Raw genomic sequence first — 24,045 nt, 5'->3', positions numbered from 1 at the left:
CAAATGACGATTACAGTAAACGGCACTAACGACAAAGCAGTGATTGGTGGTACAAACGCCGGTGCAGTAACGGAAGAAACTCAACTGCAAACATCCGGCACATTGACGATTACTGATATCGATACGGGGGAAGCACACTTCTCGAATACCGATATTGCAGGTGCTTTAGGCACGCTCCACCTCAAAGATAATGGAGCGTGGACTTACGGCCTCGATAACACCAATCCAACCGTGCAAGCCTTGGGCAAAGGCGCTACTGCCACCGACACGATTACCGTTCATTCGGCAGACGGCACACCACATCAAATCACAGTCACGGTTAACGGCACCAATGACCGCCCCACTATCTCAGGAACCTCAAGTGGTGCAGTTATCGAACAGGGTTTAAATACGGCAGGAACCCCTGATGCGACAGGGAGTTTAACCGCGACTGATTTAGATAAATCTGACACCATTAAATGGGCAATCAATCAACCACAAGGCCAATGGGGAACGCTATCGATTGACCAGAATGGTCATTGGCACTATCAGCTAGACAATTCAACCGGTAGTGCCGCAGATAAGCTAGCGACTGGTGAACATCAGTCTGAATCATTCTGGATTACCGCAACCGATTCAGCCGGAGCGACAGTCCTTCATAAAATTGTTATCGATGTGCAAGGTAGCAACGACAAACCAATAGTCAGTGCGTGGACTCAGCTTCCTGCGGGAAAAGAGGATCAACCCGTAACCATCAAGGTTTCTGATTTACTAACACATGCCAGCGACGTTGATACTAGCGATATATTGCTTGTGACGAATTTACACGCCACACATGGAAGCGTGACCGATAACAAAGACGGCACCTATACTTTTGCTCCAGACAAAGACTACAACGGCGAGGTTCGTCTGACCTACCGAGTTGAAGATACACATGGTGGTATCGTTAATACACAAGCTAAATTCGACCTTACCGCCGCTCCAGACAACGCGATTATTACCGACGCACAAGCCAATGCAGACTTACGGGGAGTGACCGAAGATCGTGGCTACATAGATACCCATTATCAACTGCATTATGACGGCCAGCTAAATATTCAAGACCCCGATGCGGGTGAAGCTCAGTTTGACCCAAATATTGGTCCACAAACCTATCAAGGTATTGGCTATGACACCAAATTAGGTGGGCACGTATTGCTTATGCGAGATGGCCATTACACCTACACACTAGACAATCGTAATATCCAAAACCTTGCTGAGGGCGAAGTAAAACAAGACTCAGTTGTCATTCGTTCTGTTGATGGCACCACTCACACTATTGAGTTAACAGTACACGGTACCAACGATGCCCCAGTCATCAATGCACAATCTCACTCCGTAACTGAAGGTGGAAGCGTTCTAAAAGGACAAATGGTTGGTCACGATATAGATACAGGCGCGACATTGACTTACAGCGCACCGCAGATTGATGGTTTGGTGGTTAATCCGGACGGCAGTTATAGCTTCAACCCTGCTCACTCGACCTATCAATCATTAGCATCTGGTGTCACGAAAACGTTGACTGTTCCCGTTACAGTCACAGACGAACATAATGCAAGCAGCACTCAAAATCTCTCTATTACGATTACAGGGGTTAACAACTCCGCAGTTATTGGTGGTGTCGACACTGGTGATGTAATCGAAGGCACTGCAGGTCAAAATATGTCTCCGGATTATGCCCAACCTCTGATGAGTACCCTTGGTCGAACTCCGCTATATGCAAGTGGAGCGCTAACGATTACTGATGCAGATAGTGGTGAAACAACGTTTGATTCACGAGGCCTTGGATTTAACTATGCGGGAAGATTTGGCGACTTAATGCTGCGAGAAGATGGAACATGGTCTTATTATGCTGATGCCGGAAATATACGTATAAAAGGCGGTATAACCACAAACAGAGGTAGCGCTATTGATCAGTTAGGTGAAGGAGAAGTACTTACTGACACTATCACGATATACTCGAAAGATGGCACCTCTCATGACGTTGTTATCACTATTCATGGCAGCAACGACCGACCTTACTGCGCCTCTGAAGTGCAGCTCAATTCAGGTAAAGAAGACTCCGCACAAACCATCACAGCAATCGAGTTATTGGCAAACACTGTTGACGTTGACGCTAACGATGCCGGCAAGCTCACTATCGCTAATTTGCATGCTGATCATGGTTCTATTCTCGACAACCAAGATGGCACCTATACTTTCACACCCGATAAAGACTACAACGGGCAAGTGCACTTCACCTACGATGTAAAAGATGCACACTCCGGCGTAACACATACGGGAGCAACCATGAACTTGGCCCCAGTAGGAGACACAGCAACAATTACCGGAGTCGATACGGGGTCGATTATCGAAGATCGGCACGTTTTCCCCGATTCGATGCATCATATTCAAGTGACCGGAAGCCTTTCTGTATCCGATCCAGATGCTGGAGAAGATCACTTCAGGGCGACGGGTGTATTTGGACATGAAAAAGCCATCAATGACCCCTTTCAGGGAGAAATGCACATCGACCGCTATGGAAATTGGGATTACGTTTTGGCAAATGGTAACCCTGCAGTACAAGCCCTAAAGCAAGGTGAAACTAAAGATGTCATCTATGAGGTTCAGTCTGCGGATGGCACGCCTCACCGTATTACTATTACCGTTACGGGTACCAACGACGCACCGACAGTCACCAAAGTGGTTCTCAACAACGGCACAGAAGATACACACTATCAAATGCAGGCCAGTCAGTTCGGGTTCACCGACGTCGATACAGGCGATACGCTCCACTCAATCGCGATCACTGACCTGCCACCAGCGGCTCAAGGTAAGTTTGTGCTCGATGGGCACGATGTTACAACGGGAAAACAGATCCCTGCAGCTAACATCAGTAGACTTCAGTTCGTTCCTGCGCAAGATTTTAATGGCGATGTTCAGTTTAAATATACTGTTAATGATGGGCATACCGACTCTGCAGAGGCTACCAACACACTTCATATTGATGCGGTTGGAGATAAAGCCGTTATAGCAGGTGTTGATACTGGCGATGTTTATGAAAACAGAAACCCTGATATGTCACCAGACTTTGCCCAGCCAGGTATAGCGCATTTAACTAATAGTATGATTCATGTTGAGGGACAACTAACAATCATCGATCCAGATACCGGCGAGAATAGTTTTGATTCTAAAGGTATTGGTTATACCTATCATGGAAAATATGGCCATTTGATTCTTAATACAGATGGTAAATGGTTTTATGGTGTTGCGACCGGCACTGCTGATGTAAATGGTGGATTAACAACAAAAGTAGGATCGACGATTGATCAACTTGGTGCAAATGAGACTCTCACTGATACAATAACGATACAAAGTAAAGACGGTACTACTCATGATATTGTTATCACGATACATGGTGACAACGATAGGCCTTATTGCAATAGTGAAGTTCAACTTAATAGTGGTAAAGAAGACACGCAAGTAACGTTGACTGCTCAAGAGCTTCTTGCCAATACTGTCGACGTAGATGTGAATGACGTAGGTAAACTTTCCATTGCGAATCTATTAGTCGATCATGGTTCTGTTATCGATAACAAAGACGGAACATATACTTTTACTCCAACCAAAGACTATAACGGCCAAGTTCACTTCACTTATGACGTGACAGATGCTCATGGAGGTACCACCCACACTGGTGCAAATACCACTCTCGTAGCGACCCCAGACAAGGCCATTATCTCTGAAGTGACCACCGGAAGTGTTATTGAGGATGGACCACATGCAACGCACAACAACGGCACCACGACTGAATTAGCTAACGGCCAACTTCAAGTCATTGACCCCGACAGCGGTGAAAATAAATTCCAATACAGTCAGTTTGGCGAAACCTCTATTCATGATCCATTTGGTGGCATGCTTCGAATTGATAGCGCGGGTAATTGGGGTTATAGCGTCGACAACGCGGCGCTTCAACACCTAGCTCAAGGGCAAGTTGAAACGGTTACCTATCGAGTACACAGCTTCGATGGTACTGCCTACGACTTAAATATTGATGTCGTCGGCTCCAATGACACACCAACAGTCACCAAGGTAGTTCTAAGCAACGGCACGGAAGATATAAACTATCAAATGCAGGCGAGTCAATTCGGATTCACCGACGTCGATACAGGCGATACGCTTCACTCTATCGCGATCACTGACCTGCCACCAGCGGCTCAAGGTAAATTTGTACTCGATGGACACGATATCACTGCTGGTCAAAGTATCGCGACTACCGATATCGCTAAACTTCAGTTTGTCCCAGCCACCGACTTTAACGGTGATGTTCAGTTTAAATTTACCGTTAATGACGGACATGTCGATTCACAAGAAGCAACCAACACTCTGCATATTGACGCGGTTAGCGATGCTGCACAGTTCACTGGCCGCGATACGGGAGATGTTCATGAAGGACATACCTATACAGCGCCAGATGGTTCAATGTCTGGCGGCTACGTCGATGATCGTTCACCAGATCACATGCATGGAAACATCGGTAAAATATGGAACGATGAAATACACACTGATGGCCACTTGAACATCGTTGATCCAGACTCAGGTGAAAGCCACGCCCAAACAGGCACTTACCAAGGTACACACGGACATGTGATACTTCAGAGTAACGGAGATTGGAGCTACTACGCTTCCATAGGCCAAGACGCAACAGGTAGAAAAATTGATCATCTCGGTCAAGGTGAATCAATAACGGATACTGTCACCGTCAAAGCGGCTGATGGCACTACTCACGATATTCATATCACCATTCATGGCGACAATGACCGCCCGTACTGCTCGTCAGAAGTTCAGCTCAACAGCGGAAAAGAAGATCTCACACAAACCATCACAACAACCGAGTTACTTGCAAATACGGTTGATGTTGATACTAACGATGCCGGGAAACTCTCTATCGCCAATCTGCATGCGGATCACGGCACTCTCGTCGACAACAAAGATGGTACATTTACCTTCACTCCAGACCATAACTTCAACGGTAAAGTGCATTTCACTTATGACGTCAAAGATGCTCACGGTGGCGTTACTCATACTGGCGCTTCTGCCACGCTGTTGCCGAGCAATGACTCTGCCACATTACAATCGACACTCGCCTCCAACTTTGTCACTGAAGATCATCTTAAATCGGGGACAAGCACCAATGAGTTATGGTCAGGTTGGAAAAACCTCGATATTCAAGATGTAGACTCACCATCAGAGGCAAAAGTTACTCAAATAGAAGTCAACGGTGTTAAGCACACGGTACCAGCAAATTTCGCGATGAACCTTGCTGGCGCACACGGTACCTTCAACTTCACTCATTCAACCGATGGCCACGATAAATGGAGCTACAGTGCGGATAATAGTCACACTGAAGTTCAATCACTGAGTCATGGCGATTCTCTGACTGATACGATCACTCTGCTCACCGCAGATGGAACACGAATCCCGCTGACAGCCAAAATCTTAGGCACCGATGACCATGTGATGATTGATACGCCTGACGCATTAACGGCCGCATTGGGAACGGCTGTTGAGGACAAGGTTACCTCTATTTTCGGCACCCTCCTCGCGCACGATTCCGACAGTAAAGATTCCGTCATCTTTACTGCAGGTAACTCTGTTGGCTCTTACGGCACCCTTCATGTGGATAGCAATGGGCAATGGCATTATGACCTAGACCATTCAAAGGCCAATGTTCTACAACAAGGAGAGACCAAGGCAGAAGGTTTTGATATCACTGCGATATCTACTGACGGCTCAACCGCAACCAAACATATTGAAGTGCTAGTTCAAGGGAGTAATGACAAGGCAACGATATCCGTCACCTCAAATCCCGATGTGTATGAAGATCGCTCTTCAACGCCTGTCGAGATCATATCAGGTAAACTGAGTGCCCTAGATCCTGACCACGACCAATCATCATTCTCAACGGATGTGGGCAAACGCCATGATCCATTTAACAGTGGCGTTCACGGTGGTCTTCATATTTCCAAAGATGGCTCTTGGACTTATACCGTTAACAACAGCCAAATTCAGCAATTAGCTGTAGGGCAAGAGGAACATGTCCAATACAACGTACATACTGTTGGTGGTGATTCGCATGTTATTGATATTAAGATCGTAGGCACCAACGATGACCCAGTTTTATCGGTAACTCAGACAACCCCAACAACAGGCACGCTTACCGAGACCGATGTTGACGTGAAAGACACTCATACCTTCTCTGTCGTCAATTCAACAGGTCAATTCGGTTCACTCTCGGTCGACCCAGATTCGGGCGCGTATGTATATACAGCCAATGGTTCGGTTGCTGGAATGAGTTATAACGCGACGACACACACATACCACGGCACCGACATGTTTGAAGTCAAAGTGGCGGACAATCACGGTGGTGAGTCGTCAAAGTTCATCACTTTTGATGCCAACGGTCATGTTTCAGTTGTACCAGGGCAATCACCGACGATTTCAACTTCTGTACCTTCAAATCCACTGGTAACGACCACACAACCAAGTTTACCAACCGGGACAAACACTCCGCCAAATAATGCAATCACCGTCGACTTAGCAGCATCTAGTGATACTGGTTTATCAGATACCGATAACGTCACCAAAGAAACCACACCAACCATCACGGGACACACTGATATTCCATACTCACAAGTCACTATCTATGATGGCTCCACACCTATTGGTCATGCAGTCTCTGATGGCTCGGGGCAATATAGTGTGGCGGTGAGCAGCTTATCGGAGGGCGATCATAATCTATCCGCCAAAGCATTGGCTCCTTCGTCAGTGCTACCGGCTACCTCTTCGCTTCTTTCCGTCCATATAGATACACAAGTGCACGTCGGTATTCAAACAAACCCGATTACCGCCGACAATGTGATTAATGCTCAAGAATCCAACAACTCCATTGACATCACCGGATCCGTTTCTGGCGATTATAATGCAGGCGACATTGTGACTTTAGATGTAAATGGGACACAGCATACTGGCGTGGTCGATGCAAAAGGACACTATTCAATTGCCGTACCTGGCAGTGAACTCCTTGCCGATGCTGACCAAAAAATAGAGGCATCAGTAGCGGTAACAGATACCGCAGGTAATAGCGCTCATGCCACTGCAGATGTTACTTACCAAGTCGATACACAGGTTAGCGTTCCTACGATTACCTTTGAAAACGCAGGGGCAGACAACTTATACAGCAAAGCTGAAATCGCCCGAGGACTGGCAAACACGATTACAGCAACCGTTACGCCTCCTGGTGATGCCAAAATAGGTGAGCATCTTGTTGTTAACGGACAGGACCATGTACTAGATGCTCACAGTCTTCAACATGGAATACAAATTGAAGTTCATCCCGGTTCTAATGTGCAAGCAACAATGACTGACGAACACGGTAATACCGCAGGTAGCCAAGGTTTCGCTACAAGTGCTATACCTGAACCGATCGTTGTCAGACCACCATCAGGAAGTCACCAAGTGTCTGGTACGCTTGGGGTACCACCACTGTTACCATCTTTAACTCCAGTACCAACAGCACAAAGTGGTTGGCGAATCCATTTACCTAATGGACAGTATGTGACCAGTCATCATGGGCAATATGGAACATTGACCATTGACCCTCAAACTGGTCACTTACATTACCAAGAGCAAGCCCAAGTTCACACGGGCCCTCATGGTAGCGCTTCGGGTATCGGTCAACATGAAGACAAATTTGAGGTCGCACTACAAGGAACAAATCAAGATGAAGTGGTCGCCCATGTAAACATCCAAATACTCAGTCATGGACCAGGACATAGTGGTAAGCTGACAGTTGGAACTGAAGTGGTTGATATGACAATCACTCCTGTCGTCCATACATCACACCCTGCTCCACCACCACCGCCTCCTGTTCAACATGACGAGCCAGACATGGCTTCGCAAGCCGACTTTACGGTCACACTAAGCGATGATAGTAATCTAGATTTAACCCAGCAGACCCATCAAGAACCCGATCAGAAAACCAGCCACCATGGTGCAGCAGCTTATCTGGATGCATTGGGCATTAAACCCGATGCGACATCGACAACGGTTCACGATCAACCTGCGGATATGGACATCGTACTAGCACAAGTCGACCAACAAGATGCAGTAACACATGACCAAACGCACTTGGATATGTCGGATGCGCTTGAACACCATGATGCGAACGTCAACCACAACCAAGATGATGAGCATCACCATCACAACGACGTAGACGGGCTGCCGGACATTGATCCTAATAGTTAACCGATAACGAGACCAAACAGAAGGGAGCACATGATGTGCTCCCTTTTTATTATTTGCTGTTGTTATTCGTTTACTCTCAACACTCTATATAACGATTACCTTTCACCAAATGCGACACTGACATTGGTGTAGATCGGTTTCCATAAATACTGGAAAACGGACTTCTCACCGGTTGTAATATCTACCTCGCCCGTCATACCTGGCAAGATAGAAAAGCTCTCCGGATTATCACGGAAATAGGGAACATCCACCGAGACGACGACTTCATAATAGATTTCACCGCGTTCACTTTGACTTGTGGTCGGTGAAATACTCTCAACCGCCCCTTTTAGCGCCCCAAAGCGGCTGTAATCAAACGCATCAATCTTGATTCGAGTCGGCTGCCCAACATTCACAAAACCAATATCTCTTGGCGACAAACGAGCTTTAAAGTCAGCTTTCCCACCAACAGGAACGATTTCAACCACAGTGCCACCCGGCTGAATAACACCACCGTTTTGCGTACTTGGCAGGCTTTGCACCAAGCCTTGTAGCGGTGACACCAACATTGTGTTCGTCAATTTAGCTTGGCTTGAACGAACTCTGGCATTCAGTGCTGATAAGTCAGATACGGCTTTAGAGCGATCGTCGCTCACTTTCGCCTTCGCCTCTGCCAAAAGCTGTTCAATTTTTTGTTCAGTGCTGTCTGCTTGCTTGATTAACACAGCTTTCTTACCACGAGCTTCTTCGATTTTTTGTTCGATACTGGCCAGTTTTTGTTGCATTTCAAGCACACGTAAACGTGAAATATTGCCCGCTTTATAACCCTTCTCCAGTATGTTCAACTCTTGCTTGGTCGCATTCAGCTCTTTCTCGTAGCTAGGTAGTGATTTTTCTACACTACGAAGCTGCTCTGCAATTTGTTCACTCTCTTTCTCAAGTACCACACGCTTTTGAAAATAGAGGGTTTTTTGTGCATTCAACTGCGCTTTTTGTTGACTAACGATCTCTGGATAATCGACCTCAAACTCAGCAAGATTTGGCTCACGCTGTTCAAGCAAAGCATTCATACGTTCCACACTGGCTAGAAGCGTCACTTGTTGAGATTTCAATTCTTCAAGAGCGGTACGTTGGAAGGTGGCATCAAACTCAACAAGAGGCTGACCTTTCTCAACCAACTGGCCTTCTTTAACGAGAATTTGCTTTAACTTACCGCCAATTGCACTTTGTAATACTTGCTTCTCGCCTTCTGGAATCACAGCGCCTTTGGCTTTGGCAATTTCATCAACTTGAGTGACGACAGACCAAGTGGCAAAAGCGATAACACACAAGGCAACTGACCACGTCGCCAATGCCAATGTACGAGCCGTATTTTGTGATTCAACAAGTTCACCGTAGCGCTTGCCCTTCTCGATAGGTTGTTTAGCCATTAGCGACTCCTTGCTTAGACTCTGATTGTTCTTGTGGGGCTGCATCTTGTTGAACAGACGGCTCTTGAGAGAGCGATTGTTCTTGAGACGTTTGAGGCTCTGAAGGTTGCTCAGCCTCTAATGGGCCTGCATAAACCACAGCACCTTCATTTAACACCACGACTTTATCGGCAAGCTTGATTAGATCCGGATCGTGAGAAGTGTAGATCACCGTTGCTTTTCCTTTTTTCGACTGCACAAACTCACCAAATATGCGCTTAGCATTTGGGTGAGCATCAGGCACAGGGTTGTCCATTAAGAACATGGGGTAGTCATAAACCAGCGCTTTTGCATCAATGAGTATCTGCGCAACACTGCCAGACAACATGTCAAAAAGGCTATCCGGTTGAATACTGCTGATGGACGTATCTAGCCCACCAGACAATGTCTCGAACCAACGCTTTCCGCCGACCATTTCAATCGCAGAGATCATTTTCTGGTCTTCGACTTTATGGCCGTCGTTTAGCCACTCTCGAATACTCAGTGTGAGCAAATCAGGATAAGCGGCTCGAATGAAGCACCAGTGACGATAGAGCTGCGGGTCGTATTGAACGAGGTTAACGCCTTCAAGCTCTACCATGCCATTTTGGATAGGCTGTAAGCCAGACAGTACTTCGATCAATGTTGATTTACCGCTCCCAGAAGGGCCAGTAATCGCGACAATTTCGCCGGCTTCAATATCAAAACTCACGCCGTTCAATGCTGGGCGACTCTGCTTAGGATAACGCAGTGTCACTTGGTCTAATTTCAAGTTAGGCGCTACCACAGGCAACGGGTGATGCTGGTAACTGAATTCACGCTCAGACGGCTGAGACAAGATACGGTTCACTTGCAGCTTGGATTGATTAAAGCTATTAAAACGCATCGCGCTGTTTGCCAACACCTGAGCAGGCCCCGTCACCTTGGATATCAACATCATTGAAGCAATCAAGCCACCGGGGGTCATCACTTGTTCAAAAATGAGCCCTATTCCTAGCCCCATCACAGCTAATGTCGAACCCACTCCAATGAAATAGTAAATCGAGGTGTACCGACTCTGGAGAACCGATTGATTAAAGGTCACTGTAGAAGCAAGAATATTGGCCTTTTTGAAGCGTTGAATCCAGTGCCCCGAGAATCCAGCACTGCGAATGAAGGCGAGTTTGGATGAAAGCTCATTAGTCATGTTTTGACGATTCGTACCTGCTACCGTCGATTGCATTGAGCGCTTGCTGCTAGAGCGTATCGAACGTTTTGCTAGCAAGTAATAAATAACCAAAGAGACTAGAGGAACCAGCACCAACCATCCGCCTAATACACCAATCGCGAGTACAAAAATTAGAACGAATGGCAGATCAAACAGCGCATTTCCTAATGGCCCCGATAACACACCTGAAATACGCTCCGACAGCATCACTTGGTTTTGCTGACTAGAAGAGGCTGTTTGCTGATTTTGAGCATAGCTATTTCGAAGCAGCCGCTGCACTAGGGATTGAGATATCTCACGACTCACTCGGTTTGAAACTGAAGAAAACACTCGGCTGCGCAATGTTCTTAACCAACCCATCATGACAAACAACAAGGCCGCGCCAATGGCGATACCTTGCAGCTCATGCCCTGCATCACCACCAATCACATGGTCATAAATCGACATCGTGATAAAGGGGACGGCAAGTGCAAACAAGTTGGTGATAAAACTGACCAACAACAATTTAGGAATGATGGGACGAAACGCATGTAGCCGTTCGCCAACCCAATCAGGAGAAGCTTTCTCTAGTGGTGGACCTTCGATAACAATGCAAAACTGTGGTATCTCGGCAATGTCTTCATTGGCATCAAAAGCGATAAACTGTTTCGACTCTAAATGACCAGAGACCAGCTCATTTTCACCAAGTACCAGTAAGACCAATTTATGTTCGCCAACTTCATCTAGGTTGGCAACCAAGCGATAGGGCAATGCAAGCCTATCGAACAGGGCAAACATATCGTCGATTGATTCAATCCCATTTTCATCGACCCATTGATGTGCGAACAACTGGATATTCGCATTCACTTCCAACTGTTTAAGGACAGAAAGGCTTTCATTTTCTAAATGGTTCATCACCTCCTGTCGACCATTCGTACCTGCACGGTTGCTCGCATCTAAACGATTCATACGATAGCCTCCTGGTTATTCTCACTGTCGACCGCAATAGCTCGACGTTCCACTGTAATGATTCGATTAGCTAATTCGCGAAGTTTAGAATGGTAGCTCACCATCAGTACCGTCCGTCCTGCCGTCACTTCTTCTTCCAACACTTTAGCTAGATTTCCAAGGGCATCTAAATCAAGCGAGGAGTCTGGCCTTTCTAACATGATAATGGGTTTATCACTTGCCAGTTGAGTCGCGATATTGAGCATTTTCACGTTGCCCATACTCAGCAGAGACGCACTTGTATGGCCAATTTGTGTCTCTAGCCCATCCGGTAATCGAGTAATTTCCTTGGTTAAACCCAAACGCTTAGCATAGTCACTGGCGCTATGTGTTCTCTCAGGATCAAACCCGCACAAGTTGTCGAGAATAGTGCCTGACACCAATTGCCCTTTAACACCACAGTAGGCCGCAATATTGGTTACGGATGCGATTGAAACGGCAGCTCCATTAATGAAGCACTCACCCGACTTTAGATCATCAATACCTGCAATCGACGACAATAAATGACTGTTGGTATGGCGATCCTCACTCTCTAACAATACCAACTCACCTTTATTTAGTGTGACATCTGCATGAGCGAGTTCACCGTATCTTTCAACGGTCGCTTGCTTGATTTCCAAGGTCTCAAAGTCAGATACGTGGCTCTCAGCTTGCTCAGAATCTGAAGACTCCGATAGTGATAAGTCGCTCAATTTTTCTATTGCCTGATTGGCACTGTGTATTGAATTAAGCTTGATTCGAACGCCAACCAGAGCGCTTAACGGTGCAACCGCTCTGCCTGATAAGATAGAACATGCTGCCAACCCACCTGTGGTCAATTGACCATCCAATACCCACAAGCTGCCAGTAATCACGAGTAAAACTGACGTCGCTAAGGCTGCAAGCTGAATAGACTCTTGGGCGAAGGCGTTCTGTTCCTCTTCTTTGGCTTTGGATTGAGAGCGGACATTATTAAGCGATTTAAACTGATTGAAGATTCGAGACTCAACGGCCTGCCGTTTAATTCCCTGAATGGTTTGACTAAGAAGAATCAAGAAGGCTTTTCTCTCCTGCTCATCTTGGGAAGCTTCTTCACTTAAGCTTTTCACGCGAATAGAAGATAGCCAAACAATTCCGAGAGTAATCAGCCAAACTGCCAAAGGTATCGCCACTAGCTCACCACCGATGTAAGCCACCAAGCCCAAGAAGATCAATGCAAAAGGTAAATCAATAAAACCTGCAATCACCCCACCGGAATACCAATCTTTAACTTTGGATACAGAGCCGAGCCCTTCCTCTACGCCACCAACACCTAAATGACGAAGATGAGCGGATGACGCGTTAGTCACCCTTTCAACCAAAGTTTGATAAGTCGCTTTCTCGGTGTTACTGGCCGCGGCAGACAAAAGCCAAGTTCGCACAAACCGGATGAGCGCTTCCATAGCGACAGCCAACGTCGCACCCGCTAATAACAGAGTGGCAGTCCCATAACTCTGGTTAGGTAAGATACGATCGTAAATTTGTAAAACCGTTAACGGTACGGCGAGAGAGAGAAGATTTATGAGCAAAGAAGGCAGTAGGACTTTCCCCACCACCCCTTTGTTTTTCATTGAACTTGCGGGCATACACAATCCTTATCCATGCTTATGAAATAAGATTGGTACACCATGTTGAGTATTGCAAGGTAACGGACTGATTTAACGTGTTTTTCAATATAAATATGACACAGATCTTTCTACACAAATCTGTGGCTATACCCGTACCTTACAAACACTCCTTACAAACACTCCTTACAAACAATTGTCGTAATCCGTTATCGCCTGCTTTAACTTTGAAAAGTCTGAGTTACATAAATACGGTCTCAACGCTTCAAACTTCTCTTCTGGCCACTCGTATATTTTGAATGAAATGAGCTCATCAATAACGGACTCATCAAAGCGGTATTTGACGACTTTAGCTGGAGAGCCACCAACAATGCTGTAGGGAGCGACGTCTTTAGTCACCACACTATTCGCTGCAACTACAGCGCCTTCGCCAATCGTCACACCGGGCATCACCATCGCTCGCATGCCTAACCACACCCCATCTTCAATGTGAGTATCGCCTTTGCCAATGTAGGCATCGTCGATAACATCCATAAATGGATACGGTGAAAACCAATCGACTCTGTGCGTATGGTTGCCGCCCATTAAAATCACAACCTCTGCGCCAATACAGACATAATCACCAATATAGAGTTCGTCGATTTCCCATCGCTGCTCCCACTGGCGGCTAACTTCATCGCCATGTAAATAGCGCACTACCGATTGTTCAAAGCCATTATCCCAGCAATCGCTGTAATAACTGTGTTGACCTTTTACGTGAATATTGGGGTTGGTTACGACTTCATGCAGTAACTCGAATTTGGACCAATGCTTCTTTTGCATTTTTACCTCTGAATGATCTATTTAGTTTTATTCGTTTCAATATCAAAGTGTTCGACGATGCAAATTCAAGGTGCACGAACTAATGCCCTATAAACACACGGTTCACTGGGATGAATAATAAGTATCACGCTTAAATCATAGCAAAGTCGCTAAAACTAAAGAGGCGTCAGTGGATTCGAGGTTGCTTAAGAAGAGGAAGTAATTTCAAAGTTTGCTCAGTTTGTTATCGATAACTTGGTTAGATAATTTACAGGCGTAGTGTATCTGTTTAATCGCGCCAATTTAACAGGAAGATGTGATTAATTAGGTTTCAAATTTCGTTTCGTGGAATACGGAATAAACAAGCGCCTGCGCGATTACACAGGCTCAAACTTAGAGTCAGCTATAAACTTCGGCTCTCGCTTGGAGCTGGATTCAGCGACTACATGCGAGCAAGCTGTACTTTTCTGTCTTTATTCACCACGCAGAAGTTGCCGCGCTTAGTGCGACACTTAGAGCATCGTTCGCATTCAACAGGGTTTCTATCCCCTTCCTTCCAACGCTTCACTAAATGCGGTTCAGAAAGCAGCGGTCTTGAAAGCGCGAAGTATTCAATGCCTGTGTTGTTTGCAATCGCTTCGATAGCATCCAAATCCGTTAGGCCGCCAACCGTGATAACCGGGATATTAACGTCTTGGCTGATCGCGTGACCATATTCGTGGAAGTAGCCTTCAGCTTGAATGGTAAAACCATCGTGCGACTCGCCAATCATAGTGTCGGCTTTACCATGAATATTACCTGACACGACAATGCCATCAACGCCCACTTGTTCAAGCTTTTTACAAACTAAGCGCGTTTCGTCGAAGGTCACGCCACCTTCAAAAAACTCCGAAGCTGTAAGCTTAACCAAGATAGGGAAATCATCACCCACCAGCTTGCGCGTTGCGGTATAGATCTCTAACAAGAATCTCATGCGGTTTTCTAAACTACCGCCGTATTCATCTTCACGTTGGTTGTAGTAAGGGCTTAAGAACTGGTTAATTAGGTAAGTGTGAGCGGCATGAATCTCAACGCCATCAAAGCCTGATTTTTGTGCTCTCAAAGACGCTTGAGCAAATGCATCAACAATGTAGTCTATCTCATCTTTGGTCATCGCTTTGCCTAGTGTTTGAGTTCCTTTTTCCGGAACCTCACTTGGTGCGTAGATCACTCGTTCGCCAAGATCATGCGTGGTTTTGGTGCCACCATAAGCCAATTGCATCACGATTTTAGAGTCGTTGTCGTGCACCAGTTGAGTCAGTTTCTGATACTCTGCAATGAATGAGTCGTTATACATCCCCATCATGCCCGCATTAGGCTTTTCTTCTTCAACGATGTTCGCGTAACCCGTCACGATCAGGCCGACTTCACCTTGAGCCAACTCTTCGTAGATAGCGTACAGTTTATCTGTCATATGCCCATCTTCGGTGGCCATATTTTCCCACGTTGCACTTCTCATGAAGCGGTTCTTTAGTGTCATCTTGCCAATGTGGGTTTCTGTAAACAAAGTGCTCAAGTGTCTTCCTCTCAAAATCGTATTACGCGAGTTACCCATCAAGCATGGGCACTGATTCAGGCGGATACTACAGAGAATATGACAAGCAAAACTTAATCTAGATTAAGAGAGCGGCACTCTCACATAAGAAACAGGCACATTTGCTTCGAATAGAAGGACGTTGAGGACAGAAAACAAAAAGCCGTTCAGTCAGGCTAAACGGCTTTAGAAGTTTATGACAAGGTAGATATACCTCTGACTAACGCTTTAAAAGAGTTAGCCGTATTTAACCGTAGGGTCGATACATTGGTACACTTGGCCGATACTCGCTTCGTTCGCCAATAGAGTTTCGATGAGGCGCGCCACTTCTTGTCTGTAAATCACACCATGAACTTCGACCTGTTGGGAAAGCTCGCCATTACCAGTTTCCTCACCGTCTAACAAGCCACCCGGGCGTAAGATGGTGTAATCCAAAGAGCTCGAGGTTAACCAAGTTTCAGCCAACGACTTTTCACGAACCGCTGCGCCAAACCCTTTTCTAGATCGCTCCGACAAATACTGCCAAGAGTCACCACAACCCAACGACGTTACCAGTACAAATCGAGCGATACCATTGGCTTCAAGCGCGTCTGTTAGATGTCGGTGTCCAATGTAATCAACAGGAATGTCAGCTCTGAAGCTGCCCATACTAGAAACGATAAGTGCAGATTTAGGTAACTGAGCAACCACAGATTCAACTTGCTCTTTATCAGTAGCATCACAGCGAAGTGTGGTGACACCAAGTTCAGCTAAACGCGTGTTCTTCTCCGGGCTTCTCGCAACGGCTATCACTTGATAATCTTGCTTGTGAAAGTGCTCAACAATTGCAGCACCTAGCCCACTTCCTGCTCCCCATACAACGACCGTACTCATAAAAAACCTCATAATATTCATGTTGTAGTGATACTAACCAGACAATTTAAACCGTTCCTTTATCGAGATCAATAAATGAGAATAAGTCTCAATATTATTTTTGAGTTTTTGCTGGTTCTCACTAATCTACTCAAAAGCACGACCACGTATCATATTTAAACATTGGTTAATTGAATTGCCCCAACATGTCTACTAAAGTAATTTTAATACAATGACTTAGTCTCGGTGGTTATGAAAAAAGAACGCATTCAATATTCTTTCGACGTGTGGTTATTTATTCCTGATGAAGACAAACTCATCATGAACGAAGAAGACGTGATTATCGACAATCGCTTGTCTAAGCTACTCAACTTTTTCTGCCAGAATCCTAAGATCGTATTCTCACGAGATGAACTGATTAATGAAGTCTGGAATGGCTCAATCTTAACGGATCAGGTGATCACGCAAGCCATTTTTGAACTGCGCAAAATACTCAAAGCGGCTGAACGACACTCTATGGGACATATCATCACCGTGCCCAAACGTGGTTATAAGCTGGATGTTGATGTCCACAAAACCATCTTGGTGCCTGCAAGTGTCACCACAAATACCGTGTCAGTTGCAGATATAGAGCATGCATCTAACAGCTTTGATACCTCTCATTCAATTCAGACAAACGCACCAGATACATCGCCAGTTTTGGATGAGGATAAAAAACAACAAGTCGAACCAAAAGCAGAATCGGTTACTGGTGAGAACCTAATAAGCAATCAAGGCTCAGAGGCCAAAACCGTACTCGAAGAATCTGAAGAGAGTTCAATCGATGCAACCTCAGAAAAACCTGCTTCACAAGAGCCTATTCAGCCTGTTGATCCGCAACCTAGCGCTTCGAAACCTAGCGATCCGCAACCTAGCGCTTCCAGCTATGTCGATCCAAGCCATACCAATTCGAGTACAGCACAGTCCGTTCAACAACCACTTGTAAATAAGACGGCTAACGACAAACAAGCGCCTATCGCAGAAAATAAACCTCAGAAAAGAACGTCTCGTGCTGTAATGTTTGGGGGCGCTATAGTTATTGCGCTTGGACTTATTTGGTGGATGTTAAAACCGACCAGCCCTACATCGGACGCCTTCGATTTGAGCAGTTTAAATACCGCCGCTAATGAATCAAACCAACCACTCGCTGACTCAAATCAATCAACGGAACAAAATCGTCTTAATCAAACAGCAGACAGCCAAAACCTAGAAGTCCACAAAGCACACGAATCTGTGCATTACTTGTCTTTAGAACCTAGATACATCTACGTAAGTATCGATGACAACTTGAAGACGGATGCCTTTAAGCGTGGGATCATCCATAAATTAATGAGCTACTTGACCACCTATCGCGATTTCCGTGTCGTAGTCGATGAAACCTTGGTGCCGAATTCAGCCAACGTGATCAGTTTCAAGAGTGAAATTGACGGCGACAGAGAATACCTTGATATCACCTACTTCAACCGAATTTCTAATTTCAGACACCTAGGTCGAGATTACCTGATTGACCCGGCTTCACTCCACACGACCATGCGTTCAATGCTCGATGATCTATTGGATTCATTTAATTTGGATATTCAAAAATCGATATTGAAGCAGCAAATCTCTGAGTTACCCAAACAAGAAGAAGCCTTAAAGCTCACCCTTGAAGCGCTCGGGCTCACCTTCATGACGTTAGACAGAACCGACACCTTGTCTAAGATCGCCCAAGCCAATGAGCTAGAACCCGACAACCACTTCGTTATGTCGAACCGTTACATGTATGAGCTTGCCGACATTTTTATATTGAGATCGAAACATAAGAATAAGCAGGTTGAAGCGCTCAATAAGAAATTTAAAAAACAGTTATTAAATGCTCAGAACAACGCCAACTCCTACCGAGTCTATGACGCGTTAGCTGCCTACTTTCTCACTGAAGATGATCCAGACCAAGCCGATTACTATCTGAGCTTGATACCGAGAAATGAATACAGTGTGATGTCCATGATTATCTTGGCAAAAATTGAAGAGTCTCAAGGCAACCCTGCGATGGCTGAGGAGTATTACTATGAAGCGATATTGGAATCTGGTCACTCTGTGGTTTTGAAAGTCGCCCAAACCATGTTTTTCAAAAGCAACGTCACCGAGATTGAATCCAAATTGGATATCAACCAATGATGAACAACTCTGAGTTCTTAACTATTAGCCGTTAGCTATTAAGACTGCAAACACACCGCTTACTCAGGCGGTGTGTTTTTCTGTTCTCCCTAAAATCGTTAATCGCTAAATCCTTAATAAAAAGCGATAACCGCTATAACGCATTGGTTAGTAGAATACCGACACCAATCCTTTCACTGTTGTAGTCATAATCAATCAAGCTTTCTCCATAGCCTTTGTAGCACTGGACATACCCTTGAAGCCGGCCATACAGAGGAAAGCTTAGTGATGTCTGTATTCCGCCATACCCGGTTTGAAAGTTATAACGACCCAATGCTGAAACCTCGAAACCATCCCATTTGTAGGCGCCAGACAATTCGTAGTGACCGAGATAATCTTGAATATCAGGGTTGTCATCGCTACTGCTCGATTCTGGGATTCGGTACCAAGGCTGGAAGTAAATCGCAAAATCATCTTCGGTATACCCTAGCCCAACATAAGCGCGGTTCCAGCTGCGACTAAGCTCTGCCGTTCGTCCGTTAGATTCATGCTCCAAACCCAAACGCGAGAACCAAACACCATCAGCCGACTCGATATTCAAAGGTGTTTCATAGAAGATCTCTGGGCGATAGTTGGTCTCTCTAAATGGTGCCGAAATATCGGATGAATACGCCTGCCAAAATGACTTCAAGGTAAAACCAAAATAGATTTTGTCTGCTTGATTAAACACACCACCATCGACCACCGGAATTTTTAAACTTAATTGCAGTTTGATCTCTTCATCGCTGAGGTCATCCGCTTTACCTCCGAATCGCTCATCCCCATATGGCTGTGTATTCACGTTGGTCATGTGAGTCACTGGCAAAATGTAGTTCAAGCGATAAGGCGTTATTACAAACGGGTTATCTTCGGTTGTGTACTCCATCTTTAATCGTGGGACTTTAGACTCAAGTGCACTTTCGCTGATTGAGTCTAAACCGCCTTCGCTGGTTTCACCCGACAACTTATTCTCGGGTGTCTTGCTTGATGCAACGCCTTCTTGCGATGAACATTGCTGCTTTAACCACTCGATACTTTGTTGATTGGTCGCTTTGGCCAATGAAGCCAAAATACATTGCTCATAGCTTGCTCGTTCATCAGCACCGCTAGTATTGGCATACGCTGAAGCATTCACAGCGAGACCTATAGCCAGCAGAGCAAGCGTGTTTTTGTGTCTAGCTAGACTTTCACCAATCCCGATGCGTTTACTAGCGCTGTTCTGTTTACGAGCTTGCATCACACTACCCTTGCTTTTTATCTAGATAAGTCACCTCAAAAGCAAAGTCGACCGCTTGTTGGGTGATTTGCTCGAGGTTTTTATCGAGCATATCTATGGTGATTTCTGATTTTTCATTCTCAAGTACGCCATTATCGTTCACAACGAAAATACGGCGACCAATGAGCTGAAATGAATCATGATCTTTCAAATCCACACTCGCCAATATCCGAATCGAACGGTCACGAGTACCTGCCGCATATTTAATGGCGCCGATAACAGAGCCAACAGGGATAAACTCAGTCACACGCATGTCTTCTGGAATATCATTGATGTCATAGAGCATCACGCTAATATCGAGTTCCTTGTTCTCCAACACTACGTTCTTGTAGCCCTGTAATTTAGCCGCCAGCTTCTCCTCCATTTTCTTATGGAGCTGTGTTTTGAATTGAGACTGAACCTGCTTTGATACTCGTTGGTCAATCCCCGAACTTTTTATGCCAACGGTGGTAAATTCAAACTCATTGAAGTGAAGTGAACGGCTGTCTTTGGCTATCCATGACACCCCTTTCATGTCGTCATCAAACTGGCTATCAATGAAGTAGTGGTTTGAGTCGACGCTCTGGATTTCTTGTTTATTTGGCATGTTGCTTGAACAGCCAGCAGTGAATAAAACGATCAATGGGAATAGGTAATGTAGTTTCATGTGAACCTCTAATTTTCAAAATTTTGAGTGCACGAATCCCTAAGCGATAAGGCTCATAAATTGGGATTCGTGTTGATTAAGCTTCTATGTGTATTAGCCGACTAAAGTAACCAGCCAGATAACGGACTAAACTTCTTGCTCTTGCCCGCGGTGATCTGCCGCCAAGTAGGTGTATATCGTTGGTACAACGAACAGAGTAAATAATGTACCCACCGACATACCCACCGTGATGACCAAACCAATCGAGAAACGGCTTTGAGCACCGGCTCCGCTTGCAATCAGGAGTGGTACAACACCGACAACCATGGCTGCGGTTGTCATCAATACTGGTCTCATTCGAACGGTAGCCGAACGAATGGCCGCTTCACGTCGGCTGCATTTCAATTCTTGTTGCATTTGGTTAGCAAACTCAACGATTAAAATACCGTGCTTACTGATCAAGCCTATCAAGGTCACCAGCCCCACTTCGGTGTATATGTTGAGCGTATCAATACCCAAATACAGCGGCATCAGAGCACCAAAGATAGACAGTGGCACACTGGTTAATACCACTAAGGGATCTCGCAAGCTTTCAAACTGAGCCGCCAGAACCAAGTAGATAATCACAAGCGCGAGGAAGAACGTCGTAACCAGTGACGAGCCTTCTTGTAGGAACTGTCTCAACTGACCCGAAGTATCCGTCGTATAAGACTTAGGCAATATCTTCGCCGCCCCTTCTTCCATCACTTTATAAGCCTCACCGATACTGATTCCCGGCATCATTTTCGCTTCAATCATGGCGCTATTAAGCTGTTGAAACTGATCCACTTTCGATGGCTGCACTGATTGGCTAATTTCAATCAATGACGCCAGCGGTACCATCTCATTGGTGTTGGAGCGTACGTGGTAGTTCTTCAAATCATCCCAAGAGTTACGGTTCTCGTTAGGTACCTGAGTGATAACTTGGTAACTGCGCTGATCCATCGAGAAGTAATTCACGAAGCCTTCACTGATAAAGCGAGACAACACGGTACCAATGTCTTGAGCGTTCACGTTCATCTGAGCGGCTTTATCGCGGTCGATGCGAATCTCTACCTGTGGTTTATTAAAATTCAGGTCGTTTTGTACATAGATGAATTTGCCACTCTTCTGCGCGTACTCTTTCAGTTTTTCAGCGTACTGATAGAGATCCTGATAAGAACCCGTTGGCGTTTTCAGAACCATCTGGAATGGCAAGCCTTGCGGTGTGCCTGGCAAATCAGGTGGAGAGAAGGTATACACCTGCAAACCCGGCAATACAGAGCTCTCTTTTTCGAAACGTTGCATTACCTCTTTAGCCGTTGCTTCGCGCGAATCCCAATCTTTCAAAACACCCAAACCAAAGAACGCATTGTTGTTCATGTAACCGTTATCTAGCATGGTCATTTCGACTTCATCGTTCTTGCTGATAAAGTCAATCAGAGCCGGAGTAAAGTGGCGAATGTAATCGGTATTCGCTTGAGCGGGACCTTGCCCCATCACAATCATCACGCCTTGATCTTCTTCAGGTGCCAGTTCCGATGAAGTATTCATGAACATGAACACCAAACTGATCAGCAACGTTCCTACCACAGGCCAAATATAAACACGGTTGTTCAACACATGTTCGAGCACTTTTCGGTAGCGCTCTGTTACGCCTTCAATCACTGCATCGATCTTCTTAACCAGTTTTCCGTCGAGAACCGATTTATTAAGCAGTTTTGAACACATCATCGGCGTTAGTGTTAAGGCGATGAAACCCGAAATGAGTACTGAACCCGCCAAAGTGAATGCGAACTCAGTAAACAGCTTGCCGGTGAGTCCTCCCATGAAACCAATCGGCGCATACACTGCGGCTAATGTAATGGTCATCGCAATAACCGAGCCTGCAATTTCACGAGCACTGTCTATTGCAGCCTTAATTGGGCTGGTGCCATCTTCTAAGTGGCGAAAGGTGTTTTCTACAACAACGATGGCATCATCAACCACCAGTGATATTGCTAATACCATGGCAAGCAGCGTCAACAGGTTAATACTGAAGCCCATGCTCAACATGAAGAACATAGAGCCAATCAATGACAAAGGAATCGTTACAAGTGGTATCAACATCGCTCGCATTGAGCCCAAAAAGGCGAAGATAACGATGACAACGATCAGTGCGGCTTCGATTAAGGTTTTTGCTACTTCATCAATTGAGGTTTCGATAAACTTAGTCGAGTCATAGATTACATCCGCTTTAATACCATCAGGTAAGCCTGCTTGGATCTGCGGAAGCAATTCGTAAATACCTTCAACAACCGTTAGCGGGTTCGACGTTGCCGTATTGCTGATCGCCGTTGATACGGTAGTCACACCATTGAACTCAACGTCTGAGTCATAGTTTGCTGCGCCTAGTTCAACCGTCGCCACATCTTTTAAGTGCACAAGTTGCCCGTCATGCGCTTTCAAAGCCATGTTCTTGAAATCGTCTACCGAACTTGAATCGGTATGAGCGTTAATATCAACTTCGATATAAGGGTTTTGCAACTTGCCCGCCGCACTCACAATGTTATTTGCACGAAGCGCGTTTTGAACATCTTCAGCCGTCAGACCATATGAAGCCAGTCGTTGAGGGTTCAGCCAGATTCGCATTGCAAAATCTTCTTGCCCCAATATGTCGACCTTTGACACCCCCTCAACAGTAGAGAAAGTCGGCTTAACTACGCGGCTCACATAGTCCGAGACTTGCTCCGTCTTCAATGTGTCACTCGAAAATGAAACATATAAGATCGGAGATTGAGACGTCGATTTAAGAATACTCGGGTCCAATACACCCGACGGCAGCTTATATTTCACTTGCTGCACGAGAGACAAAATTTCGGTCAAAGCACTATCCGGCGGATACCCTAGCTTCAAATAAACCGTGATAACCGACTTACCCAGAGCACTATCCGATGTCATGTAATCAATGCCCGCTGTTTGAGCAATTTCTGCCTGCAGTGGCTGCGTCACATACCCTTGAACGCTGGATGCACTGGCACCTGGATAACTCGTTGTAATGGTAATAACGCCCGTTTCAATTTCTGGATATTGGCGCACTTGCAGTGAGGTAAAGGCTTTAAGACCTAACACCAACAGTACAAGGCTTAATACCGTAGCTAAAACTGGACGTTTGATAAATACATCAGTAAATGTCATG

At 45.6% G+C, this 24,045-nt stretch carries 11 protein-coding genes; 2 read left to right on the top strand and 9 right to left on the bottom strand.

Going from position 1 to position 24,045, the window contains the following annotated elements; genetic code table 11:
- A partial coding sequence (locus OQJ75_RS20260; protein WP_416340684.1) for a VCBS domain-containing protein occupies positions 1 to 8,304 on the top strand: 8,304 nt, incomplete at its 5' end.
- Between the two features lie 95 nt (positions 8,305 to 8,399).
- Here OQJ75_RS20260 and OQJ75_RS20255 read toward each other — a convergent pair.
- From OQJ75_RS20255 to OQJ75_RS20230, 6 genes are all read right to left on the bottom strand, one after another.
- Positions 8,400 to 9,713: an HlyD family type I secretion periplasmic adaptor subunit gene (locus OQJ75_RS20255; protein WP_265974676.1), complete on the bottom strand. Its 1,314-nt coding sequence runs from the start codon at positions 9,711 to 9,713 to the stop codon at positions 8,400 to 8,402.
- Positions 9,706 to 11,886: an ABC transporter transmembrane domain-containing protein gene (locus OQJ75_RS20250; RefSeq protein ID WP_265974675.1), complete on the bottom strand. Its 2,181-nt coding sequence runs from the start codon at positions 11,884 to 11,886 to the stop codon at positions 9,706 to 9,708. Before OQJ75_RS20250 ends, OQJ75_RS20255 begins: the two co-directional genes overlap by 8 nt.
- Positions 11,883 to 13,529: an ABC transporter transmembrane domain-containing protein gene (locus OQJ75_RS20245; RefSeq protein WP_265974673.1), complete on the bottom strand. Its 1,647-nt coding sequence runs from the start codon at positions 13,527 to 13,529 to the stop codon at positions 11,883 to 11,885. Before OQJ75_RS20245 ends, OQJ75_RS20250 begins: the two co-directional genes overlap by 4 nt.
- Positions 13,530 to 13,694: 165 nt before the next feature.
- Entirely contained in the window at positions 13,695 to 14,330 is a 636-nt protein-coding gene (locus tag OQJ75_RS20240; RefSeq protein WP_265974672.1) for a CatB-related O-acetyltransferase, read from the bottom strand.
- Positions 14,331 to 14,751: 421 nt separating this feature from the next.
- Positions 14,752 to 15,864 (bottom strand): NADH:flavin oxidoreductase, encoded by a 1,113-nt coding sequence (locus tag OQJ75_RS20235; protein WP_265974670.1) that lies wholly within the window; start codon positions 15,862 to 15,864, stop codon positions 14,752 to 14,754.
- Positions 15,865 to 16,119: 255 nt separating this feature from the next.
- Complete coding sequence (locus tag OQJ75_RS20230) at positions 16,120 to 16,755, bottom strand: SDR family oxidoreductase (RefSeq protein WP_265974669.1); 636 nt, start codon at positions 16,753 to 16,755, stop codon at positions 16,120 to 16,122.
- Positions 16,756 to 16,986: 231 nt separating this feature from the next.
- Between OQJ75_RS20230 and OQJ75_RS20225 the strand changes: the two genes are divergently transcribed.
- The gene (locus OQJ75_RS20225; protein ID WP_265974668.1) at positions 16,987 to 18,930 is read left to right on the top strand and encodes a winged helix-turn-helix domain-containing protein; all 1,944 of its coding nucleotides are present in this window, start codon (positions 16,987 to 16,989) and stop codon (positions 18,928 to 18,930) included.
- Positions 18,931 to 19,063: 133 nt separating this feature from the next.
- Here the strand turns inward: OQJ75_RS20225 and OQJ75_RS20220 are convergent, their stop codons facing one another.
- The 3 genes from OQJ75_RS20220 to OQJ75_RS20210 all read right to left on the bottom strand — a co-directional run bounded on the left by OQJ75_RS20220 (position 19,064) and on the right by OQJ75_RS20210 (position 24,044).
- Complete coding sequence (locus OQJ75_RS20220) at positions 19,064 to 20,185, bottom strand: phospholipase A (protein ID WP_265974667.1); 1,122 nt, start codon at positions 20,183 to 20,185, stop codon at positions 19,064 to 19,066.
- 4 nt (positions 20,186 to 20,189) lie between these two features.
- Positions 20,190 to 20,870, bottom strand: a complete 681-nt coding sequence (locus OQJ75_RS20215) for a DUF3313 family protein (RefSeq protein WP_265974666.1) — start codon at positions 20,868 to 20,870, stop codon at positions 20,190 to 20,192.
- A gap of 126 nt (positions 20,871 to 20,996) precedes the next feature.
- A complete protein-coding gene (locus OQJ75_RS20210) occupies positions 20,997 to 24,044 on the bottom strand; it encodes an efflux RND transporter permease subunit (RefSeq protein WP_265974665.1) in 3,048 nt (1,015 codons plus the stop codon).
- Position 24,045 lies beyond the last annotated feature (1 nt).

The sequence above is a fragment of the Vibrio sp. 14G-20 genome (assembly GCF_026241515.1).
Classification (GTDB): Bacteria; Pseudomonadota; Gammaproteobacteria; order Enterobacterales; family Vibrionaceae; genus Vibrio.
Note: the sequence above shows the minus strand (reverse complement) of the source record. Positions and strands in the feature narration are given on the sequence as shown.

Coding starts and splice junctions, on each gene's coding strand:
- OQJ75_RS20255 (WP_265974676.1), bottom strand. CDS start 9,713: ATGGCTAAACAACCTATCGAGAAGGGCAAGCGCTACGGTGAACTTGTT.
- OQJ75_RS20250 (WP_265974675.1), bottom strand. CDS start 11,886: ATGAATCGTTTAGATGCGAGCAACCGTGCAGGTACGAATGGTCGACAG.
- OQJ75_RS20245 (WP_265974673.1), bottom strand. CDS start 13,529: ATGCCCGCAAGTTCAATGAAAAACAAAGGGGTGGTGGGGAAAGTCCTA.
- OQJ75_RS20240 (WP_265974672.1), bottom strand. CDS start 14,330: ATGCAAAAGAAGCATTGGTCCAAATTCGAGTTACTGCATGAAGTCGTA.
- OQJ75_RS20230 (WP_265974669.1), bottom strand. CDS start 16,755: ATGAGTACGGTCGTTGTATGGGGAGCAGGAAGTGGGCTAGGTGCTGCA.
- OQJ75_RS20225 (WP_265974668.1), top strand. CDS start 16,987: ATGAAAAAAGAACGCATTCAATATTCTTTCGACGTGTGGTTATTTATT.
- OQJ75_RS20220 (WP_265974667.1), bottom strand. CDS start 20,185: ATGCAAGCTCGTAAACAGAACAGCGCTAGTAAACGCATCGGGATTGGT.
- OQJ75_RS20215 (WP_265974666.1), bottom strand. CDS start 20,870: ATGAAACTACATTACCTATTCCCATTGATCGTTTTATTCACTGCTGGC.
- OQJ75_RS20210 (WP_265974665.1), bottom strand. CDS start 24,044: ATGACATTTACTGATGTATTTATCAAACGTCCAGTTTTAGCTACGGTA.